The 17910-nt window shown below is 66.9% G+C and carries 17 protein-coding genes and 1 pseudogene; 5 read left to right on the top strand and 13 right to left on the bottom strand.

All coding sequences use genetic code 11. The features are described from left to right. Positions 1 to 104: 104 nt before the first annotated feature. A complete protein-coding gene (locus FF100_RS27615) occupies positions 105 to 3008 on the top strand; it encodes a PAS domain-containing protein (RefSeq protein ID WP_139038974.1) in 2904 nt (967 codons plus the stop codon). 112 nt (positions 3009 to 3120) lie between these two features. On the opposite strand, the gene FF100_RS27610 is transcribed toward FF100_RS27615, so the two are convergent. Genes FF100_RS27610 through FF100_RS27600 form a run of 3 tightly spaced genes read right to left on the bottom strand, consistent with a single transcriptional unit; the run spans position 3121 to position 3815 of the window. After that, positions 3121 to 3324, bottom strand: coding sequence for a CsbD family protein (locus FF100_RS27610; RefSeq protein ID WP_139038973.1), 204 nt, complete (start codon positions 3322 to 3324; stop codon positions 3121 to 3123). Positions 3325 to 3361: 37 nt separating this feature from the next. Next, the gene (locus tag FF100_RS27605; RefSeq protein ID WP_048430991.1) at positions 3362 to 3538 is read right to left on the bottom strand and encodes a DUF1328 domain-containing protein; all 177 of its coding nucleotides are present in this window, start codon (positions 3536 to 3538) and stop codon (positions 3362 to 3364) included. A 34-nt stretch (positions 3539 to 3572) separates the two neighbouring features. Beyond that, the gene (locus tag FF100_RS27600) at positions 3573 to 3815 is read right to left on the bottom strand and encodes a hypothetical protein (protein ID WP_048430990.1); all 243 of its coding nucleotides are present in this window, start codon (positions 3813 to 3815) and stop codon (positions 3573 to 3575) included. 126 nt (positions 3816 to 3941) lie between these two features. Between FF100_RS27600 and FF100_RS27595 the strand changes: the two genes are divergently transcribed. Next, positions 3942 to 4241 (top strand): hypothetical protein, encoded by a 300-nt coding sequence (locus FF100_RS27595; RefSeq protein WP_139038972.1) that lies wholly within the window; start codon positions 3942 to 3944, stop codon positions 4239 to 4241. Between the two features lie 794 nt (positions 4242 to 5035). Next, positions 5036 to 5632 carry a hypothetical protein gene (locus FF100_RS27590; RefSeq protein WP_139038971.1) on the top strand — a complete coding sequence of 199 codons (597 nt, stop codon included), beginning with the start codon at positions 5036 to 5038 and terminating at the stop codon, positions 5630 to 5632. Between the two features lie 145 nt (positions 5633 to 5777). Here the strand turns inward: FF100_RS27590 and FF100_RS27585 are convergent, their stop codons facing one another. The 8 genes and pseudogenes from FF100_RS27585 to FF100_RS27555 form a co-directional block, all read right to left on the bottom strand. Next, positions 5778 to 6761, bottom strand: coding sequence for a hypothetical protein (locus tag FF100_RS27585; protein WP_139038970.1), 984 nt, complete (start codon positions 6759 to 6761; stop codon positions 5778 to 5780). A gap of 159 nt (positions 6762 to 6920) precedes the next feature. Next, positions 6921 to 7247 carry a hypothetical protein gene (locus FF100_RS27580; RefSeq protein ID WP_139038969.1) on the bottom strand — a complete coding sequence of 109 codons (327 nt, stop codon included), beginning with the start codon at positions 7245 to 7247 and terminating at the stop codon, positions 6921 to 6923. 95 nt (positions 7248 to 7342) lie between these two features. After that, positions 7343 to 8242 (bottom strand): hypothetical protein, encoded by a 900-nt coding sequence (locus FF100_RS27575; protein WP_139038968.1) that lies wholly within the window; start codon positions 8240 to 8242, stop codon positions 7343 to 7345. A 462-nt stretch (positions 8243 to 8704) separates the two neighbouring features. Continuing rightward, on the bottom strand, positions 8705 to 9451 hold the full coding sequence (locus FF100_RS27570; RefSeq protein WP_246102442.1) for an alpha/beta hydrolase family protein: 747 nt from the start codon (positions 9449 to 9451) through the stop codon (positions 8705 to 8707). Beyond that, positions 9452 to 9628 (bottom strand): annotated as a pseudogene (locus FF100_RS38030) (alpha/beta hydrolase); the annotation flags it as partial. Between the two features lie 70 nt (positions 9629 to 9698). After that, complete coding sequence (locus tag FF100_RS27565; protein ID WP_246102438.1) at positions 9699 to 10145, bottom strand: cytochrome P460 family protein; 447 nt, start codon at positions 10143 to 10145, stop codon at positions 9699 to 9701. A gap of 61 nt (positions 10146 to 10206) precedes the next feature. Next, complete coding sequence (locus FF100_RS27560) at positions 10207 to 11241, bottom strand: alpha/beta fold hydrolase (RefSeq protein WP_139038965.1); 1035 nt, start codon at positions 11239 to 11241, stop codon at positions 10207 to 10209. A 60-nt stretch (positions 11242 to 11301) separates the two neighbouring features. Further along, a complete protein-coding gene (locus FF100_RS27555; protein WP_139038964.1) occupies positions 11302 to 11718 on the bottom strand; it encodes an organic hydroperoxide resistance protein in 417 nt (138 codons plus the stop codon). A gap of 369 nt (positions 11719 to 12087) precedes the next feature. Between FF100_RS27555 and FF100_RS27550 the strand changes: the two genes are divergently transcribed. Further along, entirely contained in the window at positions 12088 to 13680 is a 1593-nt protein-coding gene (locus tag FF100_RS27550; RefSeq protein ID WP_139038963.1) for an ATP-binding cassette domain-containing protein, read from the top strand. Between the two features lie 17 nt (positions 13681 to 13697). Here FF100_RS27550 and FF100_RS27545 read toward each other — a convergent pair whose 3' ends face one another. Both FF100_RS27545 and FF100_RS27540 read right to left on the bottom strand, forming a co-directional pair. Then, entirely contained in the window at positions 13698 to 14990 is a 1293-nt protein-coding gene (locus tag FF100_RS27545; protein ID WP_139038962.1) for a sensor histidine kinase, read from the bottom strand. Beyond that, the gene (locus FF100_RS27540; protein WP_139038961.1) at positions 14987 to 15730 is read right to left on the bottom strand and encodes a response regulator; all 744 of its coding nucleotides are present in this window, start codon (positions 15728 to 15730) and stop codon (positions 14987 to 14989) included. The genes FF100_RS27545 and FF100_RS27540 overlap by 4 nt, the downstream gene beginning before the upstream one ends. A gap of 209 nt (positions 15731 to 15939) precedes the next feature. Between FF100_RS27540 and FF100_RS27535 the strand changes: the two genes are divergently transcribed. Further along, a complete protein-coding gene (locus FF100_RS27535) occupies positions 15940 to 17679 on the top strand; it encodes a redoxin domain-containing protein (protein WP_139038960.1) in 1740 nt (579 codons plus the stop codon). The last annotated feature ends 231 nt before the right edge of the window (positions 17680 to 17910 follow it).

Here is a 17910-nt window from a genome sequence, read left to right as displayed (position 1 = left end):
ACGATTCGGTCGCGCGCCAATCAATTCAGGCCTGATTGGAGCATGGGACGGTGACGCTGATTTCTCTGTTTTCGTAATGAGTTAGCTTCGAGGAAGGGTGTGGCGTGCCGGGACGTGAGTTAAGCAATCTCTCGCGGGAGGAGCTGGAAGCGGAGGTTTGGCGTCTGCGCGAACGGGTTCGCACTGGCAGCATCGATGCGGCCCGTCAGAACGCCGTGTTCGAGAGCGCCCTGGATTTCGCGATCGTCGTCACGGATCGCGAGGGAACCATCACCGACTGGAACAGTGGCTCCGAGCACGTCATGGGCTGGACCGCCGAGGAGATGCGCGGACAGGACGCCGCGCGCTTCTTCACGCCCGAGGACCGGGCCAACGGCCGGGTCACCTACGAGATGGAAACCGCCCTCAAAAATGGGCGCGCCCAAGATGAACGCTGGCACCTCAAACAGGGGGAGGAGCGATTCTGGGCCTCCGGCGAGATGATGCCGTTGCGCGACGACGACGATCGGCACATCGGCTTCGTCAAGATCATGCGCGACCGCACCGCCGAGCACATGGCCGGGGTGGCCCTCCGCGCAGGAGAGCTGCGCCGCCAGGCACTGCTTGAGCTGAGCGATCAGCTGGCTGAGCACGACCGCGATACCGCCAGCCTCGCCGACGTGGCGAGCGGCATCCTCGGCCGAGCCCTGGGCGTTCAGCTCGTCGGATACGGGCTGGTGGATCCTGAAACTGAAACGATCGACGTCGAGCGTGACTGGACCACCGACGGCGCGCATTCCATCGCCGGCTCGCTCAGGTTTCGAGATTTCGGCTCCTATATCGATGACATCAAGCGCGGTGAGACAGTCGTCATCGGCGACGCTCGCATCGACCCGCGCACCAGCGCCCATGCTGATGCATTGGAAGCGATCAGCGCCCGCGCTTTCGTGAACACGCCGGTGGTCGAGCACGGCCGCCTCGTATCGCTGTTGTTCGTCTGTAGCGCCACTCCGCGCAAATGGACCAAGGACGAGCTGCTGTTCATCCGCGAGGTGGCCGCACGGACCCGCACGGCAACGGCCCGCAAGCAGGCCGAAAGCGCCCTGCTGGCGCGAGAAGCGGAGCTTCGGCTGGTCGCCGATGCCCTACCGGTGCTGGTCGCATTCATCGATCGCACACTGACCTACCGCTTCGTCAATGCCGCTTGTCAGTGGTGGTTTGGACGCGCCCCGGACACGGTGGTGGGGCGGACCATCGATGACCTCCTTGGCGAGAGTGGCCTAGCTGAGCGTCGTGCCGGGATCGAGCGGGCCCTGGCCGGTGAAACCGTTCAGATGGACCTGGACTGGCCGTGGTCGGATGGGCGGCGACGCATCGCGGCCATCCGCTATACACCCCGCCGCGATGCCAGCGGCAGCGTCGACGGGTTCTACGTGTTCGCGCAGGACGTGACCGACCTGCGCGATGCGACGGCCCTGCTGGCCGCCCGGGCAGATACGCTGGCGCACGAGGTGGCGGAGCGGACGGTCGAGCGCGACCGGATGTGGGAGACCTCTCCGGACCTGATGCTGGAGATCGATTTCGACGGGGTGTTCCAACGGGTCAATCCGGCCTGGACGCGCCTGCTTGGCTACGCTCCTGACGAGCTCGTCGGCCATCACGTCAATGAGTTTGTCCTGCCAGCGGACCATACCGAGACGACCGGAGCTTATACGCAGGCAGCCGAGGGCGGGCAGCCCCGGCTCGTGAACCGCTACCGCCACAAGAACGGTTCGGTGCGATGGATCTCCTGGTCGGCGGCCCCGGCGGGACGAATGACCTACGCCACCGGCCGCGACATCACGGCGGAGAGAGAACAGGCGCAGGCGCTTGAGGCGACCGCGGAGGCTTTGCGCCAGTCACAGAAGATGGAAGCCGTGGGCCAGCTCACGGGAGGCGTCGCGCACGACTTCAACAACCTGCTGACGATCATCCGCTCGTCGGTGGACTTCCTGCGTCGTCCGAACCTCCCCGAGGAGCGGCGCAAGCGATACATGGATGCGGTCTCCGACACGGTCGAGCGTGCCGCCAAGCTGACCGGGCAGCTGCTGGCGTTTGCCCGCCGTCAGGCGCTCAAGCCGGAGGTGCTGAGCGTCGGAGAGCGACTGCGCGCAGTCGCCGACATGCTCGACACCGTCACCGGTGCCCGCGTGCGAGTGGTGACCGAGCTGCCGGACCATCCCTGCTTCATCGAGGCCGACGTGAGCCAGTTCGAGACCGCGCTGGTCAACATGGCGGTCAACGCCCGCGACGCCATGGAGGGCGAGGGCACGCTGACTTTGCGGCTCACCTGCGGACTACCGATGCCGCCGATCCGGGGACACGGGGGTGGTCCTGGCCCATTCGCCAAAATAGAGCTCAGCGATACCGGCAGCGGGATCGCCGAGGTGGACCTGGCCAGGATTTTCGAGCCGTTCTTCACGACCAAGGAGGTGGGCAAGGGCACGGGCCTTGGGCTGTCGCAGGTCTTCGGCTTCGCTAAGCAGTCGGGCGGCGACGTGAGCGTGCGAAGCGTGGTCGGCGAAGGCACGACGTTCGCGCTCTACCTGCCCGAGGTTGCGGCGCCGGTGGACCAGGCGAACGACCTCGAGGAGACCAGTCCCGCGCCCGACGGGCGCGGCTTGAGCGTGCTGGTCGTCGAGGACAACATCGAGGTCGGAAAGTTCGCGACCCAGATCCTCGAGGATTTGGGCTATCGAACCGAATGGGCGGCCAACGCGGAGGCCGCGTTGGAACGGCTCGGCCGCGACGGCGACGGGTTCGACGCGGTGTTTTCGGACGTCGTGATGCCCGGAATAGGCGGCATTGCTATGGCAGAAGAGCTGCGCCGCCGCCTGCCGACGATGCCGGTGCTGCTCGCCTCGGGCTACAGTCACGTGCTCGCGCAGAACAGCACGCACGGGTTCGAGTTGCTGCACAAGCCCTACTCGGCCGACCAGCTCTCGCGAATGCTACGCCGTCTCATCCATAGCCATCAGCGCCGCCGTTAAAAGCCGACGCCCACCCAGTGGGTAGAATCACAATTCTAGTTCCGATGATCCGCGTGAATAAAAAAGCCGCCCCTGCGTGGGGCGGCTTACCTCAGTCTGCCTGAGTGGCGCGTCAGAGCTTGCTCTTCACCGTGTCGGCGGCGTTCTTGATGCCGTCCTTGACGTCGCCAGTGGTCTTCTGAGCCTCGCCCTTCAGCTCCTGGGCCTTGCCCTCGGCCTGAAGCTTCTCGTTGCCGGTGGCGCTGCCGATGCCCTGCTTGATGTTGCCGATCGCCTCGTTGGCCAGACCCTTGATCTTGTCGGTGGTGCTGCTCATCGGACTGCTCCTGCGACTTAAGGGAAAGGAGATTGCTTCAAACGCGCGGGGCGCGACCGCGCATTAGGCCGACGACGGCCGAGATCGCGAACAGGACGATCGCCACGAAGAACACCAGCTTAGCAGCTTCCATCGCCGTGCCGGCGATCCCACCGAAACCGAAGAGGGCGGCGACCAGCGCCACGACCAGGAAGGTGACAGCCCAGGACATCATGGAGGTGAGCTCCCAAGGAGTGAGAAAATGCCAGTCAGCGGACCGCGTAGGGCGAGGCGAGCACCACACGCACCTTGCGGGGCAAGGCGGCGTGCGGAGTTGCCGGCGCGGCCTGAACCGTGGTGGGCGGGGCCTCCGGCGCGGTCAGCGTGCTGACGGGCAGCCGCAGCCCGGTATCGCCGAGGTAGACCGCCGCACTCGGCTCGGCCGACGCCGCAACGGAGCCCGCGAGGGTCACAGCTGCGGCAAGCATCGCGGAGAGGAGAGCGGTCTTCATGGCAGCAATCCGAAGCTTGACTGTCTGATGTGCTAAGAACGGCTAAGCTCGGAGGGGAGTTCCGTGGATTTTTGAGATGCGAGGGGTGGAACCTTGCCGAGCGGCACGGCTCACGGAGGCGGTCCGATGGCCGAGCGTATCGACGGCCGCGTGCAGTTTCGAGCGGCGGATGCGCCAATGGTGACGCTCGACGCCGCCGCCCATGGCTACGCCGTCAAGCGATGCGGCGAGCGGCGGCGCAGGCATCACCGATGCCGGCGTATGCTGCGGTGGAGTTTGCTTCGCCACGAAAAATGCCGGGTGGAGGAGACCCCCACCCGGCTTCCGATGCTTCAGCGAATGACCGCCCGCGTACGGATGACCCGCACGCCATCGTTGGTCGCAACCAAGTGCGTGAGCGCCACGGTAAGGTGGCGCTGCAGTTGACCTGGCCGGCCTTGAAACACGACGGTCCCAGTGCTCGGCCACCATTGAATGATTTCGCCTTCGTCCGAGCGGAACCGATGCAGGCGTTCGCGGTCGTGCCAAGACCAATCCCCGAACACCCCGCAGTCGATGACGGCGTTTTGTAGGCCCAAGAGTGAGCCTTTATACTTTGGATTCATCGTACGATCTCCGACCCCGGCAATAAATCCGGCAAAGATTATTTTACCGAGTCGTGATTTGGCCTGACGGGACACCTAAATCTGGGCCTACCACGCTGCAGGAGCCTTGACGGCTTGATGCAGGACGGGCCGTCTGGCACCGGGGGCCAACGTGACCCGAGCTCGCCTCGTCCTTGAGGCGGCCTATGAAGGCCCACTGCTGGCCAGTCTACTCAACGCCTCCCCGCGGCGCCTTGGGTAGCGTGCTGCTAACGCGACTCGGCGGGGTACCCCTGGCAACGCGGACGCATAGATCGACGGAGTCATAGTGCAGGCGCTGCTGCCGGCATGATGGTACAACATTGGACTTGTATATCTTAACCTATGGACACCAATGTTTGGGAGTTCGGCGTTTATTCGATCGTTATCAGTCCGAGATATTGTGCGGATTAACTTGTTTACACTGCACCATAAGATATCACAAACGGTCTGATCTGACTGGTTTTGACGCTGATGTCCCAAATCAGGAGTCGGTAAAATATAATTTCAGCTGCAGCTTCCCCCGACCGTTGGTATGCCAACGCTTTCGAGGCCTGCATTCATCAGCTTGCAATGTGCTTCCTATGCGGAGTGCATATGGAGAGTCATGTGCATATAGACACTGATTTCCACATCACCACACTGGTACATGCCTACAGCGACATGCTGATCATGAAGATGGGAGAAGGGTACACCCCCTACATCCTCTCCCTCCTATACAAGCCCCTTCGGGGCCCCCGGGAATGGGTACTGGGGGAGATGAAGCAGGGGATCACAGAGGCCTACAAGACCCTCTTGCTCCGGGTTGCCCGCAAGCCTCGCTCCCCCGCCCACCGCAATCGCCTCCCCGAATGGGTCCTCGTTCCGGACTGGCCCGTGCCGAAGGGGGCCAAGGCGAGCCTGCGCGAGGTCACGCTCAACAACGGTCTGCACTACCAGGGGCTCGCCCTCATCCCGCCCCGGAGCCGCCTCCGTGAAGGCCTCGACGCTCATTTCGCCACCCACCAGGCCCTCTACACCCGCGGCGCTGTCGCTCGCATTCACGCCGAGCCCATCACCCAAACGCCCCGGCGCGCCGCGTTTTACCTGTTCAAGTCCCTCCAGCGTCGCCGAGCGGACTTTGATAGTGTGATCATCCTACCTCGGGCGATTTCCGAGCTCGATGATAGCGGTAAAGTACGCAACGCAATCTAGATGGATTTATGTGTTAATTTATTCATAGATATTTAGCGTATTCCAACATCCAGATCTCGGTCATATTGATGCTGAGGCTAGAATTAGATAGCAAATAGTTTACAAATTGCCGGGGCGGTTGCCCGCCCCAGCGCATAAATCACATTCAGCGACGCTTCCAGACCGCTTTGCGCGCCCGAAGCCGCAGGAATTCTTTATCTGTACCGAAGCATATCACGTGGATCACCGCCTTCTGTCCCTCTTTCATATTCAAGAAGCGGGACTGCTGTTTCAAGTTGACCTCGAGCTCAATGGTCCGCCGCCCCGCCGGGTCACGACCACGCTCGACCACCGGCGTCACCCCAAACTCGAGATCATCAAGGATATCGAGTTGCTCGCCGTCCTCCGTGTCCTCATCGCAGCCACGGTCCATTACGCTCTCCTCGCCCTCCCCCGCTTCAACGTCGTCCGGTTCCTCGAAGGAGCCGCCATCCTCTAAATCGGCCAGGATCATGTCCTTCGGCGCACTCACCCGCTTATCATCCAAGTTGTAGTACTGCTTGGCGGCGGCGTAGTCCTCTTCGGTCCGAATTTGCTTGCGCCCCTTCTTCGGCTTGAGCGCCTCCCGCTCCAGATAGGCCTCGTAAAGCTTCTCGATGCCACCGGCCTGCTCGATCTCCTCGGCTACGAGGTGGACCGGCGTGCCGACGGTCATGATCTCGTGGAGGGCGGCAGCGTACTTGCCGGTACGGCTGCGCGCCTGCTTGGACGTCGCGTCGCACACGTAGTTCATCGTGTGTCGCAGCGCGTCAGTATGGTGAGTGCGCGCCTTCAGCTTCTGCTTGCCGGTCTGGAAGAACGGCTGATCGAAAAACGCCTTCCAGGCCTTATAATCATTGGAGTAGTGGCGACCGATGCCGACGCACATGGCCAGCACTTCGTACAGGTCGCGGCGGTAGCCCGCCTTCAGCTTGCGGAACTTGGACTGGGCTTCCAACGCCAGTCCGTTCGGGTTCTCCTTGATACGACGCCGAAGGTCCGAGTTGTCCGGCAGGAACGGTCCGCGATCGTTGCTTCCCTCGATGGGCTCAGTCGTCCAAGCATCATCCAACTGCTCGGGCTTCTTCGTGCCGCGCTTGCGCTTCGTCATGATAGTTTGGCCTTGGTGGAGCAACGCGCGCCGTTCTCGTTACGAGAAATGCAGGGTATCGCGGGTGCGCCGTTGCTGATGAGGGGGGCCGCCGCGGAGGGGGGATGAGCCCGACCGTGGCGGTGTGTTGAAGAAGCGCCTAGAGGTAACGGCGCTATATCAGCCGACGCGCTTGCGCTCGCCCGCCGCGATGAGGGCAGCAACGGCTTCCTGGTAGGGCCACTGCTCGGCACCCGTCCAGCCCATCGGCTTCTCCGGCGGATGGAGCGACGCAGGGAAGGTTTCGCCCAGGATCAGCTCCAAGATTTCGATCTGCTCAAGGCCGAACTGCAGACCGAGACCGACGAGACCGGAGTAGTCGATGATCACCGGTCGGTCGGTGGTGTAGCCGATGCGCCAGCGCACACTGCTGCCAATGGGATGGACTCGGCGCTGATGCACGTCGTACATCAACGGCTTGGTCGAGCTCTTGTTCTGTTCCACCATGTTGTGGCCTCCAGCCCTCGGGTTGAGGGCAAGGCCGTTGTACGCCACGTCACATCGGGTAGGGGGTCGCGCTGTGTGGCGACCCCTTCCTAAGTCTATGATTCTTTGTAAGAAACTGCATCCAGCAGATCCTCAGGGAGGGGCTGGAGCGTCGGTGCGGCGGGGGGTAATGGATGGGCGAGGTTGAGCGTCAGGAGCTCGTAGTCTCGCTCTTCCAGTCGCGCCTTCACAAATTGGTACTCGCCAACCGCTCGTCGCAACCCTGGCAAATCTCCAGCTTTCTCCAGCAAATTTCTAGCAAAAAGCGCCCAACTAGTTCTCTTGGGCTGAAACAGCTGGCTGCCAAAATGGCCATTCCAAACAAATCCCGCGAGAAAATCCCACTCTTTTCGGCATTGCTTACCCACTGTTTCACCGCCTAAATACGGATAGTACTTTCTGATTGTGGCATGTGCGTCGGTGCCTTGCTTTTGGTTGAAGAGAGATAAGGCTGTTTTCCATCCTCCTTTCTGTTTGGTATCTTCAACGTCGTAGCGGAGAGAGAAGTCATACAATGGGGCGCATCTTCGCTGATGACGACGGCGGATCTGTAATTTGAGGTCGAGCATTCTTGGACTATGTGCAACAGCAAATTTTCGGATACTGCCTGGATTTCTTAGTATATTTCGCAATATGTCTCTGGCATCTGGATTATCTAGATAATTTTCACTTAGATTTTCTTCGATTTTATAAGTCTTATCAATGTGCCACAGCAACTTGGTAGCAGCACAAGCGTCTGCTGAGGCCAGCACATCATTACTAACTGCCAGATATTGATCTGGATATTCCTTTTTATCCCGTTGCCTATCGTTGAGTTTATGTCCAAAAAGGACTGCGATTTGCATTTTATAAAGGCGAATAGCTCGCAGATGCAGTGAGTTCTGCGCATCTAGAATAAAATTTATATCATTAGATACGTTGTAGATACGATATTTGGAATTTTCTAGCGGGATCATGCGTATCCTCGAGCTTACTACAAGTGAACCTGACTTGGGGGCCTAAGGGGATATGGAACTGCCTGCGCTCCTGACTAGCTGTATGCATCTACTGTCGAAGTGCATGTCCACGGATGACCATAATCCGTGCCGGCAGGTCGAGCTTAACCAGAGGGCGTGATAGGCTGCCGTAGCACGTAGGCCCCTGGAGTAGGAATCCCGACTCCGCGGGAGTGCGGCTTCTTCTTCCCGATCGCCTAGCCCCAACTCTCCGACGCCATCTGCTTCCGCCAGGTGCAGAGCCAGTGCGAGGAGTGTGCCCGTCCGCACCTCCACTGGGTTTCTCACCTCGGCGACGGTCGGCGGTGGGTATGCCAAGATCTCAAGCTTGCGCGACTGCAATGAGCACCTGGTCCGGCAGCGTCCGCGCAACAAAGACCTGCTCGTCCAGCTTCAATATATGAAGGAAACCACCGCCGAACCCTAAATGCGCCGCTTCCTGGCCCACCGCCGCGGGTCGACCTGGAACGGCGTCGGTGCCGCGGCCAGAATTGGCTTCCAGGTCTCACTCCAGTCTTCGAGGGGCGCGGGATCGGACTTGTGGGCGAGGTCGAGGAAGGTGAGCCCGACCTCGGCGGTGGCCCGCTTCACCAAGGGGTTCAGCGGCCAGCCATTCCGGAGGGAGCGTTTGGTGAAGACGTTGTGCGGACCGCCCTGAAACACCACCAGGGCCTTCCGGGGGGTCGGGATCGCCGCGTAGGCGTCGATGCGGTCCTGGGCAGGCGAATAGCGGCCCGGAATGCGGATCGTGTCCTCCGTTGTAGTGAAGTGGAGCGTGGGGACGTCAACCGCAGCGAGGACCGCCGCGAGGTCGGTCTCGCCGTAGAAGGGCGACGCCGAGATCACGATGCTCGCCGTGAACCGCGGGTCCCGGAAGCTCAAGGGCTTCCCGTCGCGGATCACCTGGGCGCCGGTGAGGATCAGGGTCGTGTTCGCCCCGAAGGAGTGCCCGGCCGCGACGATGCGCTTGCGGTCGATGGCGGCGTGGACGGGGCTGTCACGCCGCAGCAGGCGGTCGAGGCCGAAGCTCACGTCCCGCGTCCGTTCGATGGCCTCACGCTCGTCCGCCGCGCCGCTGAGACGGTCGAGGAGCAACAGGGGGCTGCCCTGCCACAGCGTCTCGTCGCTGCCGGCGTGCTGGATGGGCACATTGGCGGTCCCGCGGGCCAACCATCCCTCGCCGAGGTAGCTGTAGCCCTTTCGGGAGCCGCCGAGCCCGTGGGAGAAGACGATCAACGGGACCGGACCCTTTCGGGTCGAGGTGGCCGGCCAATAGAGCCGGACCGGCTCCGGGGCATCCCACCCGCGGATGTGAAGCAGGGGATCGCCCGGAGGCAGCCGCCTCATCGATCGGGATCCGGGATAACGCCGCGATGCGCCGAGCCACGGATGACTCCGCGGCCCCGTCGCGCGAGCGTCAACGGGCGTAGCGGGTGAAGACGAAGTCGCGCTCCTTCACCCGCGCCTCGTGGCAGGCAAAGCAGGTCTGGTGCTGCGCCGCGTCGACGGGCTTGCCATCGATGAAGCGGCCGAAGCCCCAGCCGCCCGATTGCGGATAGCGCGTCGCGTCCTTGACCATGACCTGCACCGTCGTGGCGGGGCCCGGCACCGTCGCCGACTCGAACTCGCTGGAGGGCGTGCGCGTCCAGGCGAGCTTCACCAGGACGCTGCCGTCCGGGAACGGCAGCGTGCCGGCCCGGTAGGCCCGCACGGCGACGTCGTTGCCGAGCACCGCCCGCAGCTCGTTCAGCGGCGCGTCCTCGAGGGCCGGGGCGATCAGGCGCCAGTCGCGGTAGCCGTCCGGGACGGTGACGCCGTAGATCGGCGAGGCCGGTTTCGCCTCCTCGCCGGACGCCCGCGCCATCGCCAGGGCGAGGCCGGCGGCGGCACACAGGAGCAGGGCGCTCCGCCCGCTTGCGTGACGATCAAAAGCCATCGACGTCCACCACCGCCTGCGCGAAGGCCCGGGGCGCCTCCTGGGGAAGGTTGTGCCCGATACCGCCGGTGATCGTGCGGTGCTCGTAGCGCCCGGAGAATTTCTTGGCGTAGGCCGCGGGGTCGGGATGGGGGGCGCCGTTCGCGTCGCCCTCGAGCGTGATCGTCGGGATCGCGATGGTCGGGAAGCCGGCGAGCTTGCGCTCGGTCTCGTCGAACCGCGCCTCGCCCGGCGCCAAGCCGAGCCGCCAGCGGTAATTGTGGATCGAGACGGCGACGTGGTCCGGATTGTCGAAGGCCGGGGCCGAGCGGGCGAAGGTGGCATCGTCGAACCGCCATTGCGGCGAGGCGAGCTCCCAGATCAGCCGGGCGAAGTCGCGGGTGTAGCGGGCATAGCCCTCGCGCCCCCGCTCGGTGGCGAAGTAATACTGATACCACCATTGCAGCTCGGCCTTCGGCGGCAGCGGCATCGCGTTGGCCTGCTGGCTGCCGATGAGGTAGCCGCTCACCGAGACGAGGGCCCGGCACCGCGCCGGCCACAGGGCGGCGAGGATGCAGGCGGTGCGGGCACCCCAGTCGTAGCCCGCCACGAGCGTCCGCTCGATCCCGAGCGCGTCGAGGAAGGCGACCGCGTCGTGGGCGAGCGCGGCCTGCTGGCCGTTGCGCGGCGTCGCCTCGGAGAGGAAGCGGGTCGCGCCGTAGCCCCGGAGGAAGGGGATCAGCACCCGGTACCCCGCCGCCGCGAGCACCGGCGCCACCTCGGCGTAGCTGTGGATGTCGTAGGGCCAGCCGTGGAGGAGCAGGACCGGCTTGCCGTCCGCCGGGCCGGCCTCGACGTAGGCGACCTCGAGGTCGCCGGCCTGGACCCGCTTCAGCGGACCGAACGCGGCTTGCGGTCCTGATCCCGCCGGGGACGCACCCTGCGCCGCGGCGGCCGGACCGATCCCGGCGACCGTGCCGGCGGCCAGGACGGCACCGAGCTGTCCGAGCAGCTGCCGACGTTCCAGCGTGACGATCTCGTTCATGGCAACAACCCTCGTGATGATGGGAGCGGTCCGACTTCAGCAGGCCGGACGGATCGAGGCTCAGGCGACCGTCAGCACGACGTCGATGTTGCCGCGCGTCGCCTTCGAGTATGGGCAGATCTGGTGGGCGGCGGCGACGACCTGCTCGGCCAGGGTGCGATCGAGGCCCGGCACGTCGATCGTCAGCCGGGCGCTGAGGAAGAAGCCGCCGTCGTCCTGGTTCAGCCCGATCTCGGCGTCGATGCTCGGCGGCCGGGGCAGCGCGATCCCGAGCGTTCGGGCCGCGCGCTCCATCGCGCCCTCGAAGCAGGCGGACCAGCCGGCCGCGAAGAGCTGCTCCGGGTTGGTTCCCTCCCCGGCGCTGCCGGGCCGGGACAACCGCAGGTCGAGCCTGCCGTCGGGGCTGCGCGCCGTGCCCTCGCGCCCTCCGACCGTGTGAACGTGAGCCGTGTACAGGCGATGTGCCGTGTCGGTCATGGATCGATGCTCCTGGCGGTCCGCAGCGGCCCGTGGACCGGACGGCGGTGCGACGCCCGGCTCATGCCGTCCCCGTCGATCGTCGCCGGCATCGTCGTGCCCCCGCGGTTTCATCCCCAGTAAGCGGCCGGTTTTTGTGCCGAGTATGTGCTAACAAGCCGGTTTTGTAAGCGCATGTACGCTGCCGGAGCCGGGCGCCGGACCGGACTGGCCGCGAGGCCGGCGATCCCGGCGCTTGCGCGTGATCCCTGCCCTTGCGCGTGGTCCCGGCCGGGACTATCAGCGGCGCCCCTGCCGGAGCCGCGACGCCGATGAGACTGACCCTGACCGCAATGCCGATCCGCCTTGCCGCCAGGACCGTCTCCTCGCATGCCAGCCCAGCTCTCGCTTCTGAACGTCACGTGGTCCGCGCCTGACGGGCGCGCCGTCCTCTCCGACCTCTCCGTCACTTTCGGGCCCGAGCGAACCGGCGTCGTCGGCCGCAACGGCGCCGGCAAGAGCACGCTGCTCGGCCTCCTGGCGGGACGCCTGAGACCGTCCTGCGGCAGCGTCGTTCGCGACGGGACGGTCGCGCTGCTGCGCCAGTTCGCGAGCCTCGCCCCCGACGAGACGGTGGCCGACCTGTTCGGGGCGAGCGCCGGCCTGGCGCTGCTGCGCCGTGCCGAGGCCGGCGCGGGCGAGGCCGACGAGCTCGCCGCGGCCGACTGGACGCTCGAGGAGCGCCTGACGGGGGCGCTCGCCCTGATGGGCGTGCCGGTGAGCCCCGGGACGCCCCTGTCGCGCCTCTCCGGCGGGCAGCGTGCCCGTGCGGCGCTCGCGGCAGCGATCTTCGCGCGGCCGGATTTCCTGCTGCTCGACGAACCGACCAACGACCTCGATTCCGACGGGCGGCGGGCGGTTCACGAGGCGCTGCGGCGCTGGCGCGGCGGCGCGATCGTGGTCAGCCACGACCGATCCCTGCTGGACGCGATGGACGCGATCGTGGACCTGGAGCCGACGGGGGCGAGCCGCACCCGAGGCGGCTTCGAGGCGTACCGGCAGGCCCGTGCGGCGCGCCTCGCGGCCGCCGAGCACGACCTCGCGGTGGCCGAGAAGCGGGCGGCGGACCTCGCCCGCCGGGCACAGGAGACGGTCGAGCGCCAGCAGCGCCGCGACGCGGCCGGGAGTCGCCGCGCCGCGCGGGGCGACCTTCCCCGCCTCCTCGCCGGGGCCCGCCGGGACAACGCCGAGCGGACGGCCGGCGGCAGCGCGCGCCTGGCCGAGCGGCAGCGCGCCCTCGCCGAGACCGATCTGGCGCAGACGCGCAACCGGATCGCGTCGGTGAAGCCGGCCGCCCTCGCGGTCCCGCGGAGCGGCCTTCACGCCGACCGTCATGTCCTCGCGGTCGAGAACGTGACGGCCGGCTACCGGCCGGGGCGGCCCGTCCTGACCGGCCTGTCCCTGGCGATCACGGGTCCTGAGCGCGTCGCTTTGTGCGGGCGCAACGGGTCGGGCAAGTCGACCCTGCTCGCCCTCGTCGCGGGTCGCCTCGGCCCGTGGTCGGGACGGGTGTCGGTCGGCGTGCGCGCCGCCCTGCTCGACCAGCGCCTCGGGCTGCTCGACCGCGACCGGACCGTGGCGGAGAACTTCGCGCGCCTCAACCCGGGGGAGGACGCGAACGGATGCCGGGCGGCCCTGGCGCGGTTCCAGTTCCGCGCCGCCGCCGCCGACCGGACCGTCTCGTCTCTGAGCGGCGGCCAGCAGGTCCGGGCGGCGCTGGCCTGCGTGCTCGGCAACGCGGCGCCGCCCCAGCTCCTGATCCTCGACGAGCCGACCAACCACCTCGACCTGGAGGCGGTCGAGGCGCTGGAACTGGGCCTTGCCGGCTACGACGGCGCGCTCCTGGTCGTCAGCCACGACGAGGCGTTCCTCGGGGCCTTGCGGATCACGCGGCGAGTCGGCCTCGACGATCCCGCCGGGTGACCTGCGCGAGGGCGCGTTCAGGCGAGCGTGACGACGGCTTCGAGACCGCCGCCCGGGCGGTTGCTTAAGGTGAGCTTGCCGCCGAGCGCGGCGGCGAGCTGGTCGGCGATGGCGAGGCCGAGGCCGGTGCCGCCGGTGTCGCGGCTGCGTGATTCCTCCAGCCGCACGAAGGGCAGCAGCACCGCCTCGAGCTTGTCCGCCGGGATGCCGGGCCCCCGGTCCAGGACCGCGATGGCGAGCCGGCCCTCCTCCGCCCTCACGTCGATCTCGGCTCGGCCGGCGTAGCGCAGGGCGTTGTCGATCAGGTTGGTGAGGATGCGACGCAGGGCCTGCGGGCGCGTCGCTACGGTAACGTCGGCCAGGGCGGTGAGGGTCACGTCCCGGCCGGCGTCCTGGTAGTCGAAGACGAGGCTCTCGATGAAGGCGCGCAGGTCGAGGCGGGCCGTCGGCTCGACGTCGCCGTGCACGCTGCGGGCATAGGCGATCCCCTCGCGCACCAGTGCCTCGACCTCGTCGAGATCGGCCAGCAGCCGATCCTGGTCGGGCCCCTCGGCGCCCGTCTCGACCCGCAGCCGCATCCGGGTGATCGGGGTCTGGAGGTCGTGGGAGATCGCCGCCAGGATGCGCACGCGCTCGTCGAGGTGGCGAGCGATGCGGGCCTGCAGCGCGTTGAAGGCTCGTCCTGCGCGGGCGACCTCGTCCGGCTCGGCTTCCGCGAAGCGGGTCGCGGGCCGGCCGGGCTCCAGCCGGTCGGCGGCCTCGGCGAACCGGGTCAGCGGGCGCACCGCCAGCCGGACGGCGAGCCCGACGCAGGCCGCCAGCACGAGGAGCTGCACGCCCAAGGCCACCGGCAGCCACGACGCGACCGGTCGCATCGCCGGCCGCACGTCGATGGTCAGGCCTGAGCCGTCGGCGAGCACGACGTGACCCTGCAGTCGCTCCGTCGGCCCCGGCAGCGCGTCGAACCGCACGGAGAAGCGCGGCGCGAGGGCGGTGCGGATCTCGTCCGCGATCATCCGCGTCCGGGATGGGAGGTCGGGCGTTCCGGCCGCGCCGGGACCGAGTTCGTAGCGATAGGTCGGCCGGTCGAGCAGCGGCAGCCACCCGGCCCTCTCCTCGGCCGGAAGCCGATCCAGCAGGGCGACCGCGACGGCGACGTCGCGTTGGAGCGTCGTCAGCATGACCGCCCGCGCCGACTGGTCCCGTTCCAGAAGCATGATCGCGAAGGCGAGCCCCTGCCCGCACAGGAGCCCGGCGAGCAGGATCAGGAAGAGCCGGCTGCGCAGGCTCCCCGGCAGGCGCGGCCTCATTCCTCGCGCGCCTGCGCGATGACCACGGGCATCGCCAGGACGTAGCCCTCGCTGCGCACCGTCTTGATGTAGGCCGGCTCGCGGGCATCGTCCTTCAGGCGCTGCCGCAGGCGGCTGACCAGAAGGTCGATCGAGCGGTCGAACAGGTCGGCCTCGCGGCCCTGCGTGAGGTTGAGGAGCTGGTCGCGCGAGAGAACCCGCTGGGGATGATCGAGCAGGACGCGCAGCAGCCGGTACTCGGCGCCGCTGAGCGGCACGACCGTCCCGGCCTCATCGAGCAGGTGGCGGGCGGTCGTGTCGAGCCGCCAAGCGCCGAAAGCGACGAGCCGGCCGGCCTCGGTCACCTGGAGGTTGGGCGGCAGCATCCGGGTCCGGCGCAGGACCGCCTTGATCCGCGCGAGCAGCTCGCGGGCCGAGAACGGCTTCACCAAGTAGTCGTCGGCGCCCATCTCCAGGCCGACGATCCGGTCGGTCTCGTCGCTGCGGGCCGTCAGCATCAGCACCGGCGTCGTCCTGTGCCGGCCCGCCCGCAGCTCCCGGCACAGGACGAGGCCGTCGTCTCCGGGCATCATGATGTCGAGCACCACGAGGTCGACCCGGTTCGCCTTGAGGAAGGACCGCATCTGACGGCCGTCGGCGGCCAGGCTCACCCGCAGGCCGTTCTTCCTCAGGTAGCCCGAGACCATCTCGCGGATCTCGCGATCGTCGTCGACGACCAGGACGTGATCGATGTGCTCCACGGGTCCCGTCCCCCTTTCGCGCCAGGGATAGCGGGGCCGGGCCCGTCCGGCGAGCCGGTTCCGGTAACGCAATGTAGCCGGCCCGGCCGGTATCCTCGGGCGGGATCGCGCGGCCGCTACAGAGCGGTACAAGGATGGGGCGCGCCGCACACAGGCGGGACATGCAGGGCTGATGAGGAAGGGCGCTCGGACCAAGAAGGAGCCCGCCCGTGATTCTCGCCATCGCCGCCTATCTCGCGGGCGTGCTGACCCTCCTCAGCCCGTGCCTCGTTCCGGTGCTGCCCTTCGTGCTCGCGCGGGTCGACCGGCCCTTCCTGACCGGCATGTTGCCGTTCCTGGCCGGCCTCGGCGCAGCCTTCGTCGCGGCCGCCGGACTCGCCACCCTCGGAGGCGGTGTCGTGGCGTGGCTCGGCACGGCCGGTCGCGTCCTGGCGTTGAGCGTGCTCGCCGTCTTCGCACTCACTCTCCTGTCACCCCACGCCTCGGCGTGGCTGCACCGGCCCCTCGTGCGCCTCGGCGGGATCCTGTCGCGGCGCGCGGTTGAGCCGGGCTCCCGCCTGTCGAGCGGGATCCCGGGATCACTCGGCCTCGGCGCCGCCACCGGCCTGCTGTGGACGCCCTGCGCCGGACCGATCCTCGGCCTCGTCCTCACCGGCGCCGCCCTGAACGGGCCGGGATGGCAGACGGCGGCGCTGCTGGCCGCCTATGCCTTTGGGGCCGCGACGGCCCTGGCCGCAGCCGCCCGCTTGGGCGGCTCGGTGGTCGCCCTGATCCGCCCGCATCTCGGGCTCGGCGAGCGTCTGCGCCAGGTCGCCGGGGCCGCCATGATCGCGGTGCTCGCCGCGGTCGCCCTCGGGGCCGATGCGGACCTGCTGGCGCGCTACCCCGCGGCAGCGACGACCGCCGTGGAGGACGCGATCCTGAGGGTGCTGCGCGTCGATCCCGCCCAGGCCGCTCCGACCGCCGCTCCGACCGCTGGCGATCTCCCGGTCGAGGGCCGGCTGCCGAGCCTCTCGGGCGCCACGCACTGGCTCAACGGCGAGCCGCAGACGGTCGAGGGATTGCGGGGCCGGGTCGTGCTGGTCCATGTCTGGACCTATTCCTGCATCAACTGCATCCGCACGCTTCCCACCCTGCGCGCATGGGCCGAGCGGTACCGGGCGCAAGGACTGGCCGTGATCGGCATCCACGCGCCCGAATTCGCCTTCGAGCGCGATATCGGCAATGTCGCCGCGGCGATCCGGCGCTTCGCCCTGCCGTATCCGGTGGCGGTCGACAACGAGTTCCGGCTCTGGCGCGGCCTGCGCAACGCGTACTGGCCGGCTTTGTACGTCGTCGATGCGCAGGGACGCATCCGCCATCACCAGTTCGGCGAGGGAGGCACCGCGCAGGCGGACGCTGCCATCCAGGCCCTCCTGGCTGAATCCGCCGGAGGTCGTGCCTCCAACGACGGCCCGACGCCGACGCGAGCGGCCGGTATCGAGGCCGGTCCCGATCTCGCGCATCTTGCGTCCACTGAGACCTATGTCGGCTCGGACAAGGCCACGCATTTCGTGTCGCCGGAAGGAGTGTCGCCCGAGCCACGCCTCTATACCCCCGGTCGGCCGCGGTTGAACGAGTGGTCGCTAGCCGGACACTGGACCATCGAACCCGAATACGCCCGGCTCGATGCACCGGGCGGCAGCACGACGTACCGCTTCCGGGCGCGCGACCTCCACCTCGTCGTCGGGCCCGGACCCGACGGGCTTCCGGTGCCGTTCGACGTGTCTCTCGACGGCGAACCACCCGGCGCGGATCACGGCGCTGACATCGGATCAGACGGCGGCGGCGTCGTCGCGGCGACGCGTTTGTACCAGCTCGTTCGCCAATCCGGCCCCGTGCGCGAGCGCACGTTCGCGATCCGCTTTCATCGTCCTGGCGCTCGCGTCTATGCATTCACTTTTGGTTGAGGGTGTTGGGTGATCTGCTTCATTGTGTTTTGTATGGCCGTAACAGTCGTTATAATGTCCAGATACTACACGCACTCCATCGATCGGCTTTGTTGACCCAATCCGCGCGGTAGCCAAAACCGCCTAGCTCAGCTCGGTCAGTAGTTCGCGTGTCTCACCAGCGGCAGAGTGAGAGGGCCTCAGCCCCCTGCGCTGGCCGTCCGGAGCAAGCGAGCCAGAGACCAGCTTGAC

The organism is Methylobacterium terricola (assembly GCF_006151805.1).
Lineage (GTDB): Bacteria > Pseudomonadota > Alphaproteobacteria > Rhizobiales > Beijerinckiaceae > Methylobacterium > Methylobacterium terricola.
This window is presented reverse-complemented; position numbering and strand designations above follow the sequence as displayed.